15 protein-coding genes and 1 riboswitch are annotated in these 20,337 nt (G+C 64.1%); of the genes, 8 read left to right on the top strand and 7 right to left on the bottom strand.

The window, feature by feature from the left end; all coding sequences use genetic code 11:
• Positions 1-158: 158 nt before the first annotated feature.
• Positions 159-2,630: a GMC oxidoreductase gene (locus H535_RS24090; protein ID WP_162144863.1), complete on the top strand. Its 2,472-nt coding sequence runs from the start codon at positions 159-161 to the stop codon at positions 2,628-2,630.
• A 151-nt stretch (positions 2,631-2,781) separates the two neighbouring features.
• Here H535_RS24090 and H535_RS24095 read toward each other — a convergent pair whose 3' ends face one another.
• Positions 2,782-4,914: an acyltransferase family protein gene (locus tag H535_RS24095; protein ID WP_051298763.1), complete on the bottom strand. Its 2,133-nt coding sequence runs from the start codon at positions 4,912-4,914 to the stop codon at positions 2,782-2,784.
• A gap of 354 nt (positions 4,915-5,268) precedes the next feature.
• Positions 5,269-5,455: riboswitch (cyclic di-AMP (ydaO/yuaA leader) on the top strand.
• 3 nt (positions 5,456-5,458) lie between these two features.
• Between H535_RS24095 and H535_RS0107455 the strand changes: the two genes are divergently transcribed.
• Entirely contained in the window at positions 5,459-6,343 is an 885-nt protein-coding gene (locus tag H535_RS0107455; RefSeq protein WP_026819052.1) for a C40 family peptidase, read from the top strand.
• A gap of 121 nt (positions 6,344-6,464) precedes the next feature.
• Here H535_RS0107455 and H535_RS24100 read toward each other — a convergent pair whose 3' ends face one another.
• The gene (locus H535_RS24100) at positions 6,465-7,169 is read right to left on the bottom strand and encodes a TetR/AcrR family transcriptional regulator (protein WP_051298767.1); all 705 of its coding nucleotides are present in this window, start codon (positions 7,167-7,169) and stop codon (positions 6,465-6,467) included.
• A 91-nt stretch (positions 7,170-7,260) separates the two neighbouring features.
• On the opposite strand from H535_RS24100, the gene H535_RS0107465 reads away from it, so the two are divergent.
• Positions 7,261-8,484 (top strand): glycosyltransferase, encoded by a 1,224-nt coding sequence (locus H535_RS0107465; protein WP_026819053.1) that lies wholly within the window; start codon positions 7,261-7,263, stop codon positions 8,482-8,484.
• 111 nt (positions 8,485-8,595) lie between these two features.
• Here the strand turns inward: H535_RS0107465 and H535_RS0107470 are convergent, their stop codons facing one another.
• Both H535_RS0107470 and H535_RS0107475 read right to left on the bottom strand, forming a co-directional pair.
• Positions 8,596-9,669, bottom strand: a complete 1,074-nt coding sequence (locus tag H535_RS0107470) for an alkene reductase (protein ID WP_026819054.1) — start codon at positions 9,667-9,669, stop codon at positions 8,596-8,598.
• A 139-nt stretch (positions 9,670-9,808) separates the two neighbouring features.
• Positions 9,809-10,411, bottom strand: coding sequence for a TetR/AcrR family transcriptional regulator (locus tag H535_RS0107475; protein ID WP_026819055.1), 603 nt, complete (start codon positions 10,409-10,411; stop codon positions 9,809-9,811).
• Between the two features lie 146 nt (positions 10,412-10,557).
• Between H535_RS0107475 and H535_RS0107480 the strand changes: the two genes are divergently transcribed.
• The 4 genes from H535_RS0107480 to H535_RS24110 all read left to right on the top strand — a co-directional run bounded on the left by H535_RS0107480 (position 10,558) and on the right by H535_RS24110 (position 16,640).
• A complete protein-coding gene (locus tag H535_RS0107480) occupies positions 10,558-12,594 on the top strand; it encodes a primary-amine oxidase (RefSeq protein WP_026819056.1) in 2,037 nt (678 codons plus the stop codon).
• A gap of 128 nt (positions 12,595-12,722) precedes the next feature.
• The gene (locus tag H535_RS24105) at positions 12,723-14,240 is read left to right on the top strand and encodes an APC family permease (RefSeq protein ID WP_035768724.1); all 1,518 of its coding nucleotides are present in this window, start codon (positions 12,723-12,725) and stop codon (positions 14,238-14,240) included.
• A 93-nt stretch (positions 14,241-14,333) separates the two neighbouring features.
• Complete coding sequence (locus H535_RS0107490) at positions 14,334-14,558, top strand: hypothetical protein (protein ID WP_026819057.1); 225 nt, start codon at positions 14,334-14,336, stop codon at positions 14,556-14,558.
• A gap of 225 nt (positions 14,559-14,783) precedes the next feature.
• Positions 14,784-16,640 carry an HNH endonuclease signature motif containing protein gene (locus H535_RS24110; RefSeq protein ID WP_162144864.1) on the top strand — a complete coding sequence of 619 codons (1,857 nt, stop codon included), beginning with the start codon at positions 14,784-14,786 and terminating at the stop codon, positions 16,638-16,640.
• A 217-nt stretch (positions 16,641-16,857) separates the two neighbouring features.
• Here the strand turns inward: H535_RS24110 and H535_RS0107500 are convergent, their stop codons facing one another.
• Positions 16,858-17,163, bottom strand: a complete 306-nt coding sequence (locus H535_RS0107500; protein ID WP_155838609.1) for a hypothetical protein — start codon at positions 17,161-17,163, stop codon at positions 16,858-16,860.
• Positions 17,164-17,452: 289 nt separating this feature from the next.
• On the opposite strand from H535_RS0107500, the gene H535_RS27685 reads away from it, so the two are divergent.
• On the top strand, positions 17,453-18,322 hold the full coding sequence (locus H535_RS27685) for a DUF4190 domain-containing protein (protein ID WP_051298769.1): 870 nt from the start codon (positions 17,453-17,455) through the stop codon (positions 18,320-18,322).
• A 175-nt stretch (positions 18,323-18,497) separates the two neighbouring features.
• Here the strand turns inward: H535_RS27685 and H535_RS0107510 are convergent, their stop codons facing one another.
• Both H535_RS0107510 and H535_RS0107515 read right to left on the bottom strand, forming a co-directional pair.
• Complete coding sequence (locus H535_RS0107510) at positions 18,498-18,788, bottom strand: hypothetical protein (protein ID WP_026819059.1); 291 nt, start codon at positions 18,786-18,788, stop codon at positions 18,498-18,500.
• Complete coding sequence (locus H535_RS0107515) at positions 18,781-20,316, bottom strand: multicopper oxidase family protein (protein WP_035768728.1); 1,536 nt, start codon at positions 20,314-20,316, stop codon at positions 18,781-18,783. Before H535_RS0107515 ends, H535_RS0107510 begins: the two co-directional genes overlap by 8 nt.
• Positions 20,317-20,337 lie beyond the last annotated feature (21 nt).

The following is a 20,337-nucleotide window of genomic DNA, read 5'->3' on the forward strand; positions in this document are numbered from 1 at the left end:
TCGAACATCTGAAGACCGAGCGGCCGGTGCTGTGCCGCTGATGCGAAGCGTCGAAGGCCTAAGTGCGGGCGATGCCAAACGCGCTGAGAGTCGACAGTCGAAGACCTCCTCCGGCGACTCGGCCGACTTCTGCCCTCAAGCAGTCAGGCACTCCCAAGTTGAAATGCGCTGAATCGACCGTAAACTGGCCAGTCAATGCGACGACGCAACAACTTTCGAAGGGATCCAGCTCAGACCTCAAATCCTTCGTTGACCATCCGATACGCTTACAATTGTCTGTTCTCCCTTTGCTGTCCAGATCTGCGCAGGCAGAGACGATCGTATTCCGAGACTCCCAGAGCACGCGCCCACCGCTGGTCCAGTCATGTACCTGTGATCATTCCAGCATCGTCGTCAGGACCGTCATGAACCCTGAAAGCACCGATCCACCAGATGAGGCCTCCTCCGCTCCGGCGTCTGCACCTCATGTCGATGCCATCGTCGTGGGGAGCGGGTTCGGCGGAGCCGTGACATCTGCTCGACTGGCACAAGCAGGCTTCACTGTGACGGTCTTGGAACGGGGACGACGGTGGCAGCCGGGGCAGTTCCCCCGATCTCCGCAGATACGCGAGGGGTGGCTGTGGGAGGCGGGGCGAGGGCTGTACGATATGCGTTGGCTGGATTCCATGCTTTCGATACAGGCTGCCGGTTGGGGCGGAGGATCGTTGGTCTATGCCAATGTTTTCGCGCGGCCATCGATGGATTCGCTCGGCAAACATTGGCCGGAGGGGCTCAGCCGCGCAGAGCTCGAGCCGTACTATGATCTCGCCGGTACGATGCTCGAGGTCAATCCGGTCCAAGTTGATCCTGCCACCGGTCGCGTACCGGACCGCACACGTGTCGTCGAAGACCTCGTCGAGCAGATGAAGATACGCTCTGCGACCATTCGGCCGAATCTTGCCGTGCGTTTCGGCCCCACGGATTCATGGGCACCTAACGAACACGGTGTCCCACAGCGCGGCTGTGCATTCGTCGGTGAATGTATCCTGGGCTGCAACCGATCGGCCAAGAACTCACTGGATCACAACTATCTCGCAGTTGCGGAGAAGTATTCGGCAACGGCAGTAACCGGTGCCGAAGTCACACGGATCGAGCGTGATGAAGCCGGGTGGGCTGTGTGGACCAACGAAGGCAGTGGAGCCGATGAGCATCAGGTCAGACGTACTGGGACTCGATTGTTTCTAGCGGCCGGAGCCGTGTCCACCACCGAGCTTCTGCTCAGCTCCCGCGATGTCGACCGGACGCTTCCGAGGCTGTCTTCCACCCTTGGGCGGGGCTTCTCCGGCAACGGGGACTACCTCGCAACCAGCAATTTGCGGCGCGGCCACGGAAACCTGACCACGGGCCCGACGATTACGACGACCACAGTGCTCGACGTCTGGGAAAGGTCGAAACCGGTATGGTTCCAGGTCCAGGACGGAGCCATTCCCCGCGCAGTTTCCGATCTGTTTGATCAATCACTTCCGTTTCAGCGTCTGCGCTCATGGTGGCGACGAATTCGCCGTCATGACGTCACGCGTTCGATCGCGTTCTTGTCTATGGGCCATGACGCTGGAACGGGACAGCTGAAACTCGATGACCAAGGCAAAGCACAACTGCAGTGGGCCAACCGGCAGCAATCACGCCTCTACCGCGCCGAGGGACGAGTGGGTCCGGCCGTTGCGCGGATCATCGGCTCCGGCGTGCGCCCTGCGCCGCTGTGGTCGCTTTTCAGGAAGCCGATCACCGTGCATCCCCTGGGAGGGGTGCCCATCGGAGCTGATGGGAACTCCGGTGTTGTGGGTCCCGACAGGCAGGTCCATTCCTACCCGGGTCTCTATGTCATGGATGGATCCGTAATCCCCGCCTCCACAGGGGCGAACCCCTCGGCAACAATTCTTGCCGGTGCAGAAAGCGCGATCGAGGGCATCATCCGCGACGTGACCGGCGACAGTTCTTGGCAGGCCCCGGAGTGGGCTCGAGTCCGTCGCCTTCCCGTTCCCGAGGATGCGGCCTACCGATGGATGGGCACGCGCCGGCGCGAAACGGCCGGAGACGGGGTGGTCCTCGACGAAAGGATGCACGAACGGCACCCGGACGGTGTCGGGCCCGGCGCCCTGCAGGTACAACTGAAAATTTCAGGACTCGATACTTTCCGCACCGATCCCGAGCATCGTTTGTCGGTCGCTGGCAGCATCAGGGTCTCCGCCATTCCCGGGACACACGCCGTGGAAGGACAGCTTCGCATGTTTCCGCAGGAGACCAGTTATCTCATGCGCTACGATCTCTGGTTCACCGACGGACGAGGTCGAAACTGGATCGGGATTGGGGTCAAGAGCCAGCGCGGAAGGGGGCCGGTGGCCAAGTACCGTGGCCTGACGAAGCTTCACCTTGAGATCCACCCAGAGGACGACACCGACACCACTATTGACACCGAGCTGATACTGCGTCCCCTGGATGTGATGAGGAATGGCGGCTCGATCCGCGGAACGGGATTCACTCTTGCTCGCCGACAGAAAGCGGTCCTCACATTCTTCACCTTCTTCGCCCGGAAGACAGTGGGCTCACGTCGTCGGCGGCCCGGTAAGCGAAGTCGTCGACTTCGACGATGACTGGGGCGTCGACCCACAGCCTGGACTTTGGAAGCTTCCCTCAGATGGAAACGTTGTCCCTGCGGTCATTCAGAGGCGGCCGGTGAGCAGGTAGAGCCAGTGGTAGCCCTCATGTGACATGGGGCCAGGGGCACGTATCAGGAGACATGCTCTAGCGCTGCAGTGCCTTCTCGAAAGTCTTGGCCATATACGGCGCCATCGTCTCCACATAAGTCGCCGACAGGTGCGAGGAATCGAAATAGGTGATTACCCCGCCATTGACCCCGCGGCAGCGGTCCGGCGCGCAGACCAAGTCGTCAAAGCTGGTGTGGTTGATGTTCTTCCGGTCGATGTTCTTCACCGCCTGGATCAGCGGATCCGAATGGACCTTCCAGTCCTGGGAGGACCCGGAACAGGCCGTCTGGTTTTCGGGGTTTTTCGCCACACATTCGGGAACGTCGATGCCCGGGTAGGTCGGGTCCTTGATGGCCAGTACGTTGGTGCCGGCCTTGGCCCACTCCTTCAGGTAGCTTTCGTACCCTTCGACGGCGGCAGGCCCGCTGTCCGCCAGGCTGTGGCCGACGATCGGCGCTGACTGGCGCTCGGACGTGATCACCAGGTCGTACTTATCGCCCTTGGTTTGTTCCTGTGCCCACTGCCCCCATTCGTAACAGTCCTGGCTCTTCTTCTCGGTGTCGAACTGCTGCTTTGCATCGGTCGCGGTGCACTTGGAGATGATATACGTGTCAATCGTCCAGCCCTTTTCATCGGCCAGTTCGCGCAGCGCGGGCAGCCAGTGCCGTGCATGCGAATTGCCCACCAGGGCTATTTCCGTGTCGCCGGAGCCGAAGCTGCAGGACAGCTTTTTGTCGTAGCGGCCTTCCGGGAAACACTTCTCTTCGTTGATATCAGCCTTGTCTGTCTTCGCCAGTTCGGGCTCGGGAACCACCTTCCCGTCCGGATCCACCTCGCATTCAGGCGGACCCTTCACCAAGGCCGCAGCACCGAGGCAGGGCGTCTTCTTGTCCTCCACGGCAGCCAGTTCTTGTTCGGCCGCTTCCTTGCGCACCTCGGCCTCGGTCCACTGCAACGACCCGAGCAGCACGACGGCGATCATTCCGATGGCCGCAAACTGATAGCTCTGGCGCAGCGGCGCATGCGGCTTGGCGAACCGGAACCGGTCCTCGACATGGACCTTGCTGAGTCCGGCCAGCACGAATGTGGCAACCAGGATGACGGCCTTGTCCAGCATGCCCAGGCTGCCGTTGCTGACGTACGGCAGCAGGGCAATCAGCGGCCAGTGCCACAAATACACCGAGTAGGAGACGTCACCGAGCCACTGGATCGGTCCATGCTTGAGGAATCCAGTAGGGGAGAGGGGATGGTCGGACCCGGCGAGGATGACGACGGCGGTGCCGGCGACAGGCAGCAGCGCTGCCACGCCGGGGAACGGCGTCGCAGACGTGTACCAGTACGCGGCCGCGAACACCGCGGCAATCCCGGCCCATGACAGCACGACGCCGACACGACTGTTCGGGTTCCGTGCGCTCATGGTGGCGAACGTGGCAATGAAGCCGCCGGCGGCCAGCTCCCAAATCCTCGTCGGGGTGATGAAGTACGCGGAGGCCGGCTCAATGGCGGTGAACCAGATGGAGAAGGCCAGTGAAATGACGACGACGGCGCCAATCACCGTCCGTGCGAGACGTATATTGGCCAGGTTCTCCGCCTCAGGATCCCGGCCCGCGCCGGCCCGGCTCCTCCTGCGGGCCACCACCCAGGCAACCGCCAGGATGAGCAGCGGCCATACCAGGTAGAACTGTTCCTCGACCGACAACGACCAGAAATGCTGGACCGGGCTCTCCATCGCGTCGGATTCCATGTAGTTGACCGACCCGGCAGCCAGTGCCCAGTTCTGCACATAAATGGCCGAGGCGATGATCTGCTTGGAGATTTCCGCCCACAGGGTGCTCGGCGCGACCAGCCGGACAGCCACCGCCGTCACGGCCAGCACCACCAAGGCGGCCGGTAGCAGGCGCCGCAGCCGGCGTGCCCAGAACTTCCACAGATCGTGGCCGGTGCGCGGTGGCTTTTTCAGCAGGTGGGCGGTGATCAGGTAGCCGGAGATTACCAGGAAAACGTCGACGCCGATGTAACCGCCGCTGATCTTGCCCGGCCACAGATGGAACAACACCACCAGGGCAACAGCCAGTGCCCGCAGGCCCTGAATGTCTTTCCGTGGGCCCGACGGTGCGGCCGGCTGTGAAGCCGGCTGTGGTTTGGCGGGAACCTCCGCGCTGGCGGTCATGGGGTGGGGAGCCTCCGTGGGATAGCGGTCAGGGGCCGTGGAGATCCCTTCAATGTTACCTTACCGTTATCAAGATTTCTAAGATGGCCACTTGTGCGCCTGCGTGTGCCGGGTGTATGAGAGTCGTGCAGCCAATTCACCATGGCACCCCCAATACTCCGGCGGCAGTGAGCTGGATCGTCATGAAACCCCGGTGCTCCGGCGCTTGTGAGCTGGATCGTCACGCGACGGACCACGGCGCCACGCCGTCGTCGTTATCAAAATGTGACAATCCGAGATATGCCCGTGTACGTTGGCCGCAGTGTCGGCCCGCAAGAGTGACCGGCACCCTTGCGCAGATTGCCCAGCTCTGCCTCTGCTGCAAGGCCGTTCGCAACACATACATGGCAGAGGCGGGGGAACCGCAGGGTCTCCAAGCCATCCGGAGACCCAGGGGTTAAGCCGCATGGTCTTCAGCCAGTCCCAGCTGGTGATGGCCACATGGCCGGGTGCCTCCCATCCGAACCCGTCAGCTCACCCCGCAGGCATTGGGAGAGGCAAGACTTTGTCCAAGAATGTTCAGGCGCGCCACCGCGCGCTTGCCGGTAACACCAGCGCCATCAAATCCGTCTCCAACGCGGTCACGTCGCAGGCCGGCGTCATCGGCCGGTCCGCCGCCGTGGTCGGCGCGGCATCGGCCCTGATGCTGGGAATCGGAGCCCCGGCCCAGGCCGGAGCGACGGATGCCGGCTCCAGTTCCGCATCCTCCTTCAGTGCCGCATCCACATCCGCGGCAGCGTCGGGTGCGCCGGCTGCGCCGGCTCAGACCGGCCTGAGCACCCACACCGTGCAGTCCGGAGACACGCTGGCCCTCATCGCGCAGCAGCACGGCGTCAGCCTCGACGCGGTGCTGGCTGCGAACGGGCTGAGCCTGGACTCCGTCATTTACCCCGGTGACACCATCCAGATCCCCGGCGCTTCGGGATCAGCATCGGGTGGCGCCTCGGCGGGAGCTGCAGCAACCGCGTCAGCCCCTGCGACCGGTGGTGGCGGAGCTTCCGTTTCCTCCGATGCCGGGTCCTCCGTCTCCACGGTGAGCTCGGACGTCACAGAGATCCCGTCATCCGGGGGTAACGCCGCAATGCTGTCCTCCGCACAATCCCAGCTGGGAGCCATTCAGGACTGCACCGCACTGGTGGAGCAGGCCCTGCAGGCCGCCGGAGTCAGCGGTGTTGGCGATGAGTCGGTCCAGTCGCTGCTGCAGTTCGCTTCCCCGGTGTCGAGCCCGCAGCCGGGCGATATCGCCTACTACGCTGACGGCGGTGCCGGTGTCGCGCACATCGCCATCTACATCGGTGACGGTGAGGCCATCCACAGTGGCTGGGAAGGCAACAAGACCGTCGTTGAAAGTGTCGACGTCGGTTCAGGCCCGGTCTTCTACCGCGTCTAAAACTGAAGAAAGCTTCCGCGCGGCCGCCCGGCCAATTACTGGGTTGGCCTGAAGGCATGCGCGGTTGAGGCACTTCATGTGCCGTACGCCCGGCCGGGCTCCCCCGGCCGGGCGTACTAATTTAAGAGTGCCGGCCACACCGCTGGTCACGAACCCCGGCTCCGGCGAGGTGCCCGATGATCACCTCGCGGAATGTCTCGTCGGGATCGGTCACCGGCGAGGCGTTGGCCAAGGCCGTGCCCAGATACAGATACTGGCCGGAGCGGGCGATAGTTGCCAAGTATTCCCCGGGTGAACCGTCAGCGGCCGGGGGGCCGGCGGCGCTCAGTTCGTTGAGGGCGTGGGCAGCGGTGATGGCGGTGAGCATGGCTACGGTCCGCAGCTTTGCGCTTTCGCCGATACCGGCACCGGACAGGGCGGACAGCGCGTACTCGAGATATCGGAGACTATTCGGTCCCAGGGCGGGCCGGGTCAGTAAAAGCGGCGGAAGCCACCGGTGGCGGTGCATGATCGACCGCGACTGGAACGCCAAGTCCGTCAGCTTCGCGGCGGCGGTGCCGGAGGGGGTCTCGAGGTCATATTCGGCGCTGACCGCGTCAATCATGACTTCGATCAGTTCGTCCTGCGACTTCAGATAGCGGTAGAGGGACGCCGTGCCCGAACCCAACGCCGCGGCGACGCTTCGCATCGATACCGCTTCCAGTCCATCCTTGTCGGCAACGTCGATGGCTGCCCGGGCGATGGAGTCACGGCTGTGCCGCGGCTTTGGCCCGGCGGCCGCACGGTCCGGTCTTGTCCAGACGCCGGTGTGCTGTGCCGTGGCCATCGATATCGTCGTCCGTCCTGGTTCGCCGGTTCTTCCCGTTTCCTATACTATTGATTGCGAACAGTGTTCGCAATTACGTGGAAGGCCAAGTATGCGCGTGTTGATCGTTGCTCCCGGAACGAGGGGCGATGTTGCCCCAATGGCAGGTCTTGGCGCCCGGCTTCAAGCGGATTATGGGTTCGATGTGGCCATTGCCGCGAACCCGGCGCAGCTGGCGTTGATCGAATCTGCCGGGCTCGAATACCGTGAGCTCGCCGGGGACCTGGGCCAACTGGTGAACCCGGCGCCGCCAGGGCAAAAACCCAAGCCGGCAGATTTGCGGCGGTACATGAATGAGCTCGCCGGTTACATGGATCTCGGCGCTTACGGCACCTTGGCCGCGGCGCAAGCGGGCGCCGACGTCGTGCTGGCCAATTCCATTGCACCCTATGCCTTCGATGTCGCCGAAGCACTGAACATCCCTGCCATGGGTGTCTTCCTGCAACCGATTGAACCGAGCCGGGCCTATGCGCCGGTGACCCTGGGCACGGCACGGAACTTCACAGCCGCCGGAAACAAGCTTCTTGGCTCCCTGATCGCCCATGGCCCGGCTCCCTACGATAAGCCGACTGCCCGGATCCGCAGGGAGCTGGGGCTGGCGGATAAATCACGCCGCAGGTCAGAAGCGGAGCGCCGCCGGCGTGACAGCACGATCCTGCACGGGTTCAGTCCCGCCGTCGTCCCGCGGCCGAAGGATTGGCGAAACGGGCTGCAGATGACGGGGTACTGGTGGCCCGACGTGGACGCTGCATGGTCGCCGCCGTCGGAATTGGAAGCGTTCCTGGCCGACGGACCGGCTCCGGTCTTTATCGGATGTGGCAGTACAGGTGCGATGGGCGCGGACTTCATGCTCGACGTCGTCGAACGGGCCGGCGTGCGGGCCGTCCTGCAGGGAGTCGACGGGGTTTCGCAGCGGGACGCGATCAGCATTGGCCCCGTCCCCCACGAATGGTTGTTCCCGCGGGTATCCGCTGCCGTCCATCATGGCGGGGCCGGCACGACGGCGGCAGCGTTGCGGGCCGGGGTTCCCAGTGTCGCCGTGCCGATCTTCACCGACCAGCCGTTCTGGGCCGCGCGGATCCACGCACTTGGGGCGGGGCCGGAGCCGATTGCGTATAAGAATCTCGCGCCGGCCGGTCTCGCAAGGGCCATCAGGCAGGCACAAACTACAGAGTCGTACGCCGAAAACGCCCGTGGGATCTCCCGGAAGCTGCTTGCCGAAGACGGCGTCGCGCCCGTCGCCGCGGCGATAGAGCGGGTGGCCGGCACGAACTAACACCAACCGGGAAACTGTGCGGCGTGTCGGGTGCCGACACGCCGCACAGGACACGCCTGAAGCCTGTTTGGTGTTAATCCGTGCTCACTGCGCTGTTCTAGTTCTGCACGTTTAGTTCCGCAGTGCCGGGTAGTCGGTATAGCCTTCGGCGCCACTGGTGTAGAACGTGGACGGGTCCGGTGTGTTCAGCGGCAGGTCTTCGGCCCAGCGGCGGATCAGGTCCGGGTTGGCTATGGCGGGCCGGCCAACGACGACGCCGTCGGCGTGCCCGCCGTCGAGCAGGGCCAGTGCCTCCTCGCGGCTGGTCATCACGCTGAAGCCGCTGTTGGCCAGCACCGGCCCGGCGAAGGCCGCCCGCAGATCCTGCACCAGGTCTCCGGAAGGTTCTTTGTGCAGGATGCTCAGGTAGGACAGGCCCAGCGGTGCGAGCGCCTCGAGCAAGGCGCCGTAGGTGGCCTTGACATCCTCGTGGTCGCGTTCGAAGGCATCCTGAATGTTGTGTTCGGGAGAAATCCGCAGTCCCACCCGGCCCGGCCCAACCGCTTCCGCCACGGCCGCGACAACTTCGATGACGAAGCGCGCCCGGTTGGCGGCGGACCCACCGTAGTCGTCGGTGCGCTGATTGGACTCAGGGGAGAGGAACTCGTGCAGCAGGTAACCGTTGGCCCCGTGCATCTCCACACCGTCCATGCCCGCGGCGATGGCATTCTTTGACGCCTGCACGAACTCCTCGATGACGCCATCGATCTCCGCTTCGGTCAGCGCGTGGGGGACCGGGTATGGCTGCTTGCCGTCGTGGGTACGCACCTGGCCGTCGATGGCGATGGCGCTCGGTGCCACCGGCTGCAGTCCGCCGGTCACGTCGGAATGGCTGACCCGACCGGCATGCATCACCTGGGCAAAGATCCGCCCGCCGGCGTCGTGCACTGCCTCGGTGACCTTGGCCCAACCGGCAACTTGCTCCTCCGTCACCAGTCCGGGCTGGCCCGGGTAACCCTGCCCGGTCTTGCCGGGATATACCCCCTCGCTGACCAGCAGTCCGAGCGAGGCGCGTTGCCGGTAGTGCTCGATGTTGAGCGAATTTGGCACTCCATCATGTCCGGACCGCAACCGGGTCAGCGGCGCCATGATGACCCGGTTGGGGATGTCGACATCGCCGAGGGTCAGCGGGGACAGCAGGTTCACGAGGCACTCTTTTCGTCGGGGAGGATTCCACCGGAGGCAACCTGCGCCGCCGTCGTGCTATTCCAGACGCGACGCGGATCACACCCGACGCGGCGGCTCTCATCCGACGCCGCAGCTCACGCCGTCCGCGCAGCTCAGCTCACTCTGGCGGGGCCTGCCGCAGCATCTCCAGGTAGGCCTCGAGCGCCTCGACCTGCTGCGCCGGCGAAAATTCCGCCGGATACAGCACCGCCATGATCTGCGCCCCCATAGTGGTGGAGAGCAGATGGCGCACCACCTGAATGTCGTCGAGTTGACGGGTGATCCCGCCGTCATCGCGGGCCTGTTGCAAATACCCCAGCATTTGCGCCCGCCACTGGTTCATGTCCTGCTCGTGCTGCTGCGCCTTGTCCGGATCGGTCAGTGCCTTCTGCCAGAACGGAATCACAATGCGCGCCTCCAGAATCCGCTGCTCGTCCAGGGGCAGCACCTCATGGCAGAACGCCCGCAGTGCTTCGACACCGCGCAACCCGGCGGTGGACTGCTCCGTGCGTTCATTGGTCAGGTTGAACACATGCTGGAAGGAGGCGGCCAGCAACTCGTCCTTGGAGCCGAAATACGGCTTCAGCGCGCCATTGGCGAAGCCCGCGCGGGTGGCGATTTCGCGCATCGTGGCCCCGTCGATTCCCTCCCGGGCAATGACCCGCCACGTCACCTTCACGAGGTGCAGACGCCTGGCATCGTGGTCCACTAATTTCGGCACTGCATCAGTTCCTTGATTCGGAGATGGCGGCAATTCCTTGCCAGACAAGTTTACGTGTGCCTATGATTCTCCAACTGTAGAAAATAAATTGTGAGCGACGTTACAGGATTCTGTGACGCAGCGCTCGCCGGGGATGAGAGGCAGCAATGTCCGCCACGCCAGAGACTGTTCAGGCTTCAGCCACCATGCGGTCCGCATACGCCCTGCTGGGCAGCGCCGAGGTTGCGGCAGCGCGCCGGATCCTCGCCGACGCCGGGTACGTCGGAGATGGAACCCGCTTCGCATACTTCGGACTGCTTGATCCGCCCCGCGATGGAGAGACCAGCCCCGCACCATGGCAGGCCGCGACCCCGGACAGCCCAGCCCCGGACAGCGCCGTCCCGGACGGCGCAGCCACCCGCCGGGTGAGGGCGCTGCTGCACGACGTCGACGGCGGAGTCCCGGCCGACGTCGTCGTCTCCCTGACGCGCGGCACGGTCGAATCCGTCGTCGAACTCGACACCAGCGTCACCGGCGAACTGCCCGTGCTGGACGAGGACTTTGAGGCCGTCGAGCAGATCCTGGCCGGCAACGACGAGTGGCTGGCCGCGCTCGCCACGCGGAATCTCGACGTCGAGAAGGTGCGGGTGGCGCCGCTGTCCGCCGGGGTCTTCGAATACCCTCAAGAGAAAGGGCGGCGCATTCTACGAGGGCTGGCCTTCGTGCAGGACTTCGACGAAGACAGCGCCTGGGCCCACCCGGTCGACGGCCTGGTGGCCTACGTCGATACCGTCAATCGCACTGTGGACCAGGTGCTCGACTTCGGTCCTGTTCCCATCCCGGAGGAAAGCGGAAACTATACCGACCCGGAGATGACCGGGGAACTGCGCACCACCCAGAAGCCCATTTCCATCACCCAGCCCGAAGGCGTCAGCTTCACCCTCGAAGACAACCACATGGAGTGGGAGAAGTGGAACTTCGACATCGGATTCGACGCCCGCGAAGGCGTGGTGCTGCACAACATCGCCTTCCGCGACGGCGAGCGGAACCGGCAGATCATCAACCGCGCCTCCATCGCCGAAATGGTGGTTCCCTACGGTGATCCGTCCCCCGTCCGTTCCTGGCAGAACTACTTCGACACCGGCGAATATCTCGTTGGCCGCTTCGCCAACTCCCTCGAACTCGGCTGCGACTGCCTGGGAGAGATCACCTACCTCAGCCCCGTGCTCGCCGACGAGCGCGGCAACCCGCAGGAGCTGAAGAACGCCATCTGCATCCACGAGGAAGACGCCGGCATCCTCGCCAAGCACAGCGACCTGTGGAGCGGGGTCAGCTACACCCGCCGCAACCGGCGCCTGGTCGTCTCGTTCTTCACCACCGTGGGCAACTATGACTACGGCTTCTATTGGTACCTGTACCTGGACGGCACCATCGAGTTCGAAGCCAAGGCCACCGGCGTCGTCTTTACCAGTGCCTATCCGGGCACTGGCGACTACAGGTCACAGATGGCGCCCGGCCTCGGGGCCCCGTACCACCAGCACCTCTTCTGCGCCCGGCTGGACATGGCCGTCGACGGACCCGCAAACCGGGTTGAGGAGGAGGAAGTTGTCCGTGAGCCGACGTCGGAATCCAACCCCCGCGGCAACGCCTTCAGCCGGCGCCGCACCGCCGTCGTTCGCGAATCCGACGCCGCTCGTACGGCCGACCAGTCCAAGGGCCGCGTCTGGCGGATCACCAACCCTCAATCGCCCAACCGGCTGGGGGAGCCGGCCGCCTACACCCTGTATCCATCCGGACTGCCGACGCTGCTGGCCGACGACGACTCGTCCATCGCGGCCCGCGCCACCTTCGCGACTCGCGACCTGTGGGTGACCCGGTACGCCGAGGACGAGCGGTACCCGGCCGGCGACTTCGTCAACCAGCACAGCGGCGGCGCCGGTCTGCCCCAATACGTGCAGGCCGACCGCGACCTGGATGGCCAGCACATTGTTCTCTGGCACAGCTTCGGCCTGACCCACTTCCCGCGCACCGAGGACTGGCCGATGATGCCGGTGGACACCGTCGGATTCAAGCTCAAGCCATCGGGCTTCTTCGACCGCAACCCAACCCTCGACGTCCCGCCGCCTGCCACCGCGTGCCACTGCGGCGGGGACGACGGCGGCAGCTGCCACTGCGGCGACGACGACGGCGGCAGCTGCCACTAATGCAGAAGCAGCTGCCACCAAGGGGAGAGCAGCTGCCACCCATCAACGACAAGTCCGCCGCCTGAGTACGAAAAGAACTGCAACATCAATCGCGCCTGCTGGGGGCAAGCTCAATGAGGAGTAGGAAAATGGATCACACGCATACCCGGGAAGAACCGGAGGCACGGTCATCCCTGCGCGGAGGCCGGCTCGGCGTCATCGGCATCGTGTTCTTCGTCGTGGCCGCCGCGGCGCCGCTGGTGGGGATGACCGGCGCCGTTCCCATCGCCATCGTGCTGGGCAATGGGGCCGCCGCGCCGGGCGCCTATCTCGCCGTCGGGCTGACACTGCTGCTGTTCAGCGTCGGCTACGCGGCGATGAGCCAGCGTGTCACCAACGCCGGGGCGTTCTTCGCCTACATCGGTCGGGGGTTGGGGCGGCACCTCGGGCTCGGCGCCGCATTCGTCTCGCTGATCGCCTATATCGGCATTCAACTGGCGATCTTCGGATTCTTCGGCGGGCTGATGTCCGGGCAAATGGCAGCCCTCGGCGTGGATCTGCCCTGGTGGTTCTGGACGCTGGCCGCCTGGCTGGTGATCACTGCACTGTCCTTGGCAAGTGTCGACGTCGGCGCCAAGGTCCTCGGGGTGCTGATGCTCCTCGAGCTCGCTTCCCTGGTGGTCACCGCCATCGCCATCCTGATCGACGGCGGCCCCGCGGGATACGATTTCGCCGCCTCCTTCTCGCCGAGCGCCATCCTTGTTGGAGGCCTCGCGGGCTCGGCCGGTATCGCCTTTGCGTTCGCGTTTGCCTCCTTTATTGGCTTCGAAGCCACCGCTATCTATGGTGAGGAATCGAAGAACCCCAAGCGGGTCGTGCCACGGGCGACCTATCTCGCCGTCGGCGTCATCACCACGCTGTTCGCGGTGACCGCTTTCGCACTGGTCACCGGCATGGGTGCCTCATCCGTGGTGGCCAAGACAGTTGAGTATTCAACGGTCGACGGCGTCCCGCTGGCTGATCCGGCAGCGGTGCTGTTCACCCTCGCCACCCAATATGTCGGCTCCTGGATGGCAACCGTGATGAGCGTGCTGGTGATTTCCAGCTTGTTTGCCGGCGCCCTCGCGTTCCAGAACGCCGCCTGCCGGTACGTCTTCGCGCTTGCCCGCGGCGGGGTGCTGCCCCGCGCGCTGGGCGGAACCAACGCCAACGGTGCGCCACAGCGGGGCTCATTGACGACGTCGGCCGTCACCGCCGCCGTGATCATCACCTTCATCATCGCCGGGCTTGAACCAGTGCTGCACATGTTCTATTGGTTCAGCGGCCTCGCCGTCGTCGCCATTGTGCTCATCGAAGCGCTGGTCTGTGTCGCCGTCATCGCCTTCTTCCGTCGCCACCGGGACGGCGAGAACATCTTCACCACGACCATCGCGCCGCTCATTGCCATGGCCGGCCTGCTAATCGGCGAATACCTGTTGATGTCCCGGTTCGGCCTGCTCGCCGGAACAACCGCCGAAGGCGTCGACCCGGCAGCGACCTCGTGGGGCTTGAGCCCGCTCGGATGGGTGCTCGTGCTGCTGCCATTCGCCGTGCTGCTGGTCGGCTGGATGCTCTCGCACCTGCGCCGGCCCGAAAACGAGGCGTTTGTCCGGGACGAGCTGTCCTGACCGTCGTATCGGGGGCGCAGAGCGCCAGATCCATAGCCGGAAACCGGTCCGGCGACTAAAATGGAGAGCAACGGTTCCAAGGATGTGAAAGCGATGACTGGGCACCGAAGTTTTATCGACATATGGATGCGATCAACCGGCAAGTTGGCCAGGTTGTTCGGCGAAGCTGACCGCGGCGACCCCAAGGCGCCGATTGTGCACAAGCACGATGCGTACGAGAATGAGTCGGACCGGGAATTGCGCGACATCGAAATCGAAACCGACACCGAAGGCCACCATTATGCGGTCCGGAAGTCGGGCAGAACCTGGCATAAGTAGGCCACGTTGGCATGGCGAATGAAGCTTGGTTGCGTTGACACGGTCGCAGCTGTGGCTCGGCTTGTGCGCCCGGGCTGTAAGTTAAGCCACCCACTTCTGCAGCGCGTGGGGCTTTAGTTCTTAACAGCTTCGGCCGGGATGGATCGCGGATTTTCGTTATCTGCTTGTTATTTTTTGGGGTCTGATTCTTCTAAAACTGTCGGTGCTCGATGGTTGACTATTTTTATGACGGTTCGAGTGGATGGTGACGACGACGGCGGCGGCCAGCCGGGTGCCGGTGCTTCCGGTGCGGGCGGGTGGTTTTGGTTGTCGGGGTGGTCGATGTCCGATGTTCAAGATGGGTGGCAGGGCCTGGGCGTCGAGCTGGATCTGCGGGTCGATATTGCCCGCGCTGCCGGGTTCAAGGAGGTGCCGGTGCTGGCCCGGGGGATCGTGGATGGGCTGGCCTGCATTGAATCGGAAGATCTGGATTATCGGCAGGCGGTGAATCTGCTGGACGAGGCGTCCAGGCTCGCCTCCGCGGCTGAGGCGTTGAAGGTGAGGGCGGTTTCGCGGGTGTGTGCCACGGCCGGGGACCGGGTCGGTGAGGAAGATGTGTTGCCTCCGGCGGGGCCGGATGCCGACCAGTTGGCGTCCATGGTCGCGGAGTCGGAGATCGGCACGGTGCTGGATTTATCGAAGCGGGCGACGGACAAACTGATCGGGCACAGCCGCCTGCTCACGACCGGCCTGCCGGTGACCCTGGAGGCTCTGGCGCAAGGAACGTTGCATCCGGATCAGGCTGAGGTGATTGCCGATCAGTGCGGGACCCTCCCGCGTGAGGCGTACCCGGGGTTTGAGGCCGAGATGGTGGGCTTCGCTCCGGGGAGGGCGAAGCACCTGGTCGCGGCGAAGGCACGCAGGGTGCGGGAACGCTCCCACCCGGAGACGATCACCCGCCGTAAGCAGAAGGCTGCCGCTGATCGGATGGTGGTGGTGGAGCCGGTCGAGGACGGGATGTGCTGGTTGAGTATGTATTTGCCGGCCGAGGCTGCCACCGCGGCGTTCAACCGGCTGACGGGATTGGCGCGTTCGTTACAGGGCCCCGGAGAACCCCGTGATCTCGCCCAGTTGCGCGCCGATGTGGCAGCGGACCTGCTCCATACCGGCACCGGCACCGGACTACCGCCAGCGGCCCTGACCGGCAGCCCCAACGATGGGTTCTACGGCACAAACCCGCCACCGGGGGCCCCGACCGGACCCGCAGCACCCGGAATAGCCGGAAGCACCGGATCGGCCGGCCCCGGTGGTGCCGGACCACCCGGCGGCGTTGATCCGCCTGCCGGTGGTGATCCGCCGGGTTCGGGTCGGATTCCGAATTATGCCGGGATTAAGGCTGAGGTGACGGTAGTGGTGCCGGTGCTGACCCTGATGGGGTTATCGGATGAGCCGGCCGATCTGGAAGGGTACGGTCCCATCGATGAGGACACCGCCAAACAGTTGGCCGCGAACGCTCCGTCGTTCAAGCGGTTACTCACGCATCCGGAGACGGGGGCGCCACTGTCGTACGGGCGGGACAGCTATGCGGTGCCGAAGGACCTGCAAAGAATGGTGCGGCTGCGCGACCGGACGTGTCGCGGGTACGGGTGCAACAAAGCCGCCCGTCACTGCGACCTCGACCACACCGTCCCATACCCGACAGGGCAAACCGAACTGACGAACCTCAAGCCGTTGTGCAAACCCGGCCATGCCCTCAAGACCGCGAAACTCTGGCGGGATATCCAGCACCGCGACGGCAGAGTGGACTGGACCTCACCGGCCGGCAGGAAATACTCGAATACCCCCGAAGGCCCACTACCCGAAATGCGGGCAGTACCCGACATCGCCACCCTGCTCAACAAAGCCAAAAACCAGAGCAAGCCTTCCCCGTCTGGCGGAAATGCTATGGGCGGTGGAAGGAAAGGGGGCGGAATCGATCCGTGGGAAGTGCCCAACGCCAAGAAACAAAACGAGGGCGCCGCAGATGCCACGATCACAAACGGCGGCACGACGATCATGAACCGCGGAACGCCGGCAATCGATCCTGACGAAGCACCCTTCTAGGCCGTCGCGGTTCCATCGTGTCGTATTGGCAGGGTTTCCCGTCGGCCAGGCTGGCCAGTTCACTCACGACGATAGGGATGCGGCAAGTGGAAATGTTTGGAGAGGCAGGGCAATGGGGCCTTCCGCTGCACGAATGCGGTAAAGCGGCAATTGTTCCTGCTCGCCCGAACAACCATGCGTCTGTCTCCGGGATGGCGTGGTGAAGAAGCGGCCGCGTTCAATTCCGGTTAGGTGAGAGTATTCGCTCGGATCCAGCCATCCACGCAGCGAACACCAGGTAGCCGGCTTCGAAAGCGAGGAGGTCGTCGTCCCATCGTCGGACATTTCCGGCCCGGTCGGCGCGCAGCAGCAGCACACCTCCTGCGACGTTCATAACTGCCCAAACACCATTGACCACCGGACCGGATGCTGCGCCGGCCAGTGGGGTGAGATGTCGCCGGCCGGCAGCGGCAGTTGCAATGTGGGGAGCGCTGTTCGCCATAAGCGCCCCGGCGATAAATGATCGGATCCTCGCAGTCTTCATCACACGGAGCCTATTCCCGTCTCACAGTCACGGCAAGGGTTGTCCCTTCGGGTGGATTTTGGATTTTACCGGCCAAGTCCGTCCGCCGTCGCAAAACTTGTTTCTTCAAGTACTACGTGCTATCGTTTTATGCGGCAACAGTCGTGCCTACACCCGCCATACCGAACCGGGACAGGTGTCCCGTAAAAATGTCGGAGCCGCACCATAGTGTTTGTCTCGTGAGGCTCACATGGTCTCACCGGTCCCTGTAAACAGGGCCGTTCATCATTCGCATCTCTAGGGGAAAACAATGTCGAATAATCAATACAACCCTGCTCCGGGGCCGGAAGCAGCTTACGGTTATCCGCAGCAGCCTCCGGCTCCGCGGCCCAACGGGCTGGGTGTGGCCGCCCTCGTCGTCGGCATCGTGGCCATTGTGCTGGCCATGATCCCGCTCCTCGGAATGGTCGCGTTCTTCCTGGGGCCAATCGCAGTCATTCTGGGCGTTATCGGCCTCTTCCTGAAGAACCGCAAGAAGGGCATGGCGATCACCGGCACCATCCTGGGGGTTTTGGCCGTGATCATCGCTGGCATCTGGACAGCAGCTCTCGGCGCTGGTGTCGACGCTATGGACAAGTCGTTGAATACCGGGCAGAGCGTGGAGGCGCCGGCCAATGAAAACGCTGCAGCCGACGATGCATCCGCCGAAAAGGCTGCAGCCGACGATGCGCCCGGCGACAACTCGTCCGCCGACGAGGCGCCGGCCGGGGAAGAGGCAAAACCTGCCTTTCCCGGCGCGCAGCAAAGTGACGTCGTGGGTAAAGCCGGAGACGAGCTGAAGCTGGGCGACGTGACTGTCACGTCCTCTGCGCTCACAGCGGGCAACGCGGCCATGGGGCCAACCCTGTGTTCGACGGTTTCTTTGACCAATAATTCGGAGGAAACGATCGATTTCAACGCCTTCGATTGGAAGATGCAGGAACCGGGCGGGACAATCCTGAACACCGGTGTGATGGGCAGTGACAACGCCCTCAGCGGCGGTCAAATCGCGCCGGGTGGAACGACGAGCGGTGATGTCTGCTTCGACAGCAAAGGCGCTCAGTCCGGCACCTATGTGATGCTATACGAACCCATCTTCTCGTTCTTCTCCGATCGAGGTGCATGGATTAACGAACGCTGAACCACTGCGCTGAACCACTGCGCTGAACCACTGCGCGGAGCGTACTTCTTCGTGGATCGTGTGAGAGCCGCAGCCGGACGTGGTCCGGCTGCGGCTCTCTGGTCTTTAATAGCGCGCGGTCGGTCCTCAACAGCGCCCGTCTGTTCGACATCGCAGTGTTCGACATCGCAGCTCGCTATTTACGCCGTCGTTTGGAAGTTGCCACGTACAACACGGGCGCAAGCACGGCGCCAGCGAGGGCACCCGCGCCCGGCAGGGAGGCCAGCCACATGAAGGCTGCAGCGTCCCCCGGGTTGGCGGCGTTGAACGCGAATCCGGCGAATAGGCCGACAACCATCTCGACGGCTATACCCAGAATGAACCCCGCGATGGCGCCGAGGGGAACGCTGAGCAGCACTATGCCCGGTCTGGTCCCACGCCTGCCGTGGCTGGCGTAGTCCGGTGCCTGGAACGGGTCGTTATTCATGACTGTGCATCTCCTTCATGTTGAGCGTCCTGGGTGCGGACTCGACCTGATCCGGGTCCACCACCGTGAACTGGCCCATCATTCCGCGGTCCTCGTGCCACAGCAGGTGGCAGTGGTACATGTACGGCACACGCGGATTGGTGTACGTGCCAAAGGGCACGGCGATCCGGGCCGCGGATTTGCCGGGCAGGAAGATGGTGTCCTTGGACCCCGTCAGTTCCGGCGGCGGAGCGTGGCCGTCGACTTCGAGTACTTGGAACTGGACGTCATGGATGTGGAAGTTGTGCGGTTGCCCGGCGACGTTCCGCACGGTCCAGACTTCGAGGTTGCTGGCCGGCACCACGGTGTCGATCCGACCCATGTCCATCTGCTTGCCGTTGATCTCGATGCCATCCAGGACGAACTCGCGTTTGGTTGCAGATGCATCCGGCCGGAGGGGTTCGACGGCGGCCAGCCGGGCTGGCAGTGGGCCGCCGGGCTCAAGCGCCGGGCGGGCACGCAGCTGGAGCACGTCCATCCGGTCGTTGCCTCCCGCTCCGGTGGTGAGGAAACCGGCGCCCAATTCCTGCGGCGCCGAACGCAGCGTCGTGCGTGATCCGGGTTTCATCCGCACGATGATCTCGGCCCGCTCGGCGGGGGAGAGGACGATGTTCTTCATTTGCCGGGGGCGGTCCAGCAATCCGCCATCGGTGCCGATCAGGTCGAAGCGGCGGCCGTCGTCGAACTTAAAGTTGTAGATCCTTGCACTTGACCCGTTGAGGATACGCAGCCGCACCAAGTCGGTCTGCACGTCCAGGTAGGGTGCGTAGGTCCCGTTGACGAGGAGGTTGTCACCCAGGAAACCGTTGATCCCGCGGTAACTGGTGGTGAACTCTCCCTCGTCGTCGAAGGAGCGGTCCTGGACGATCACCGGCACGTCGTCGACGCCGTACCGACCGGGCAGGTCCAGCCGGTCCGATTCGTCGTCGTCAATGATGAACATGCCGGCCAGTCCGTTATTGACGTGGTCCTCGGTTTCGCCGTGCGGATGCGGATGATACCAGAGGGTCGCGGCCTGCTGGTGGATGGTCCAGTGCGGATGCCACTGTCCGCCCGGGCGCACGGGCTGATGCGGGGTGCCGTCCATTTCGGCGGGCAGGTGCATGCCGTGCCAGTGCACGGTGGTGGTTTCATCCAGCTCGTTGCGGACATTGAAACGCACCTTTTCACCCCGGCGGGCCCGCAGCGTCTCGCCCAGATACGACCGGTTGAACCCCCAGGTCGGCGTCTGCTTTCCAGTCAGGAACTCCGTGGTTCCGGCGTGTGCGGTGAGGTCGAAGGTCCGGACGCCATCGCCGTCGACCGTCGAGGCGGCCAACGCAGGGATCCGCAGCGGGTTATTGAACGTGATGTCGCCGACGGTGTTGATCGCATCGCGGGAGTACGGGACGCAGCCGGCGCTGGCCAGCAGCGTGGCCGCGGCCGTTCCGAAGAGGATCGTGCGGCGGGTGACTGTCGATGGAACGCCGTGGACCGGCCGTGCGCCCATGGGTCGGGCTCCGTTCCGGTC

It is taken from the genome of Arthrobacter castelli DSM 16402 (assembly GCF_000430705.1).
Classification (GTDB): domain Bacteria; phylum Actinomycetota; class Actinomycetes; order Actinomycetales; family Micrococcaceae; genus Arthrobacter_C; species Arthrobacter_C castelli.

Coding starts and splice junctions, on each gene's coding strand:
- H535_RS24095 (WP_051298763.1), bottom strand. CDS start 4,914: ATGACCGCCAGCGCGGAGGTTCCCGCCAAACCACAGCCGGCTTCACAG.
- H535_RS24100 (WP_051298767.1), bottom strand. CDS start 7,169: ATGGCCACGGCACAGCACACCGGCGTCTGGACAAGACCGGACCGTGCG.
- H535_RS0107465 (WP_026819053.1), top strand. CDS start 7,261: ATGCGCGTGTTGATCGTTGCTCCCGGAACGAGGGGCGATGTTGCCCCA.
- H535_RS0107480 (WP_026819056.1), top strand. CDS start 10,558: ATGTCCGCCACGCCAGAGACTGTTCAGGCTTCAGCCACCATGCGGTCC.
- H535_RS24105 (WP_035768724.1), top strand. CDS start 12,723: ATGGATCACACGCATACCCGGGAAGAACCGGAGGCACGGTCATCCCTG.
- H535_RS0107490 (WP_026819057.1), top strand. CDS start 14,334: ATGACTGGGCACCGAAGTTTTATCGACATATGGATGCGATCAACCGGC.
- H535_RS24110 (WP_162144864.1), top strand. CDS start 14,784: ATGACGGTTCGAGTGGATGGTGACGACGACGGCGGCGGCCAGCCGGGT.
- H535_RS0107500 (WP_155838609.1), bottom strand. CDS start 17,163: ATGAAGACTGCGAGGATCCGATCATTTATCGCCGGGGCGCTTATGGCG.
- H535_RS27685 (WP_051298769.1), top strand. CDS start 17,453: ATGTCGAATAATCAATACAACCCTGCTCCGGGGCCGGAAGCAGCTTAC.
- H535_RS0107510 (WP_026819059.1), bottom strand. CDS start 18,788: ATGAATAACGACCCGTTCCAGGCACCGGACTACGCCAGCCACGGCAGG.
- H535_RS0107515 (WP_035768728.1), bottom strand. CDS start 20,316: ATGGGCGCACGGCCGGTCCACGGCGTTCCATCGACAGTCACCCGCCGC.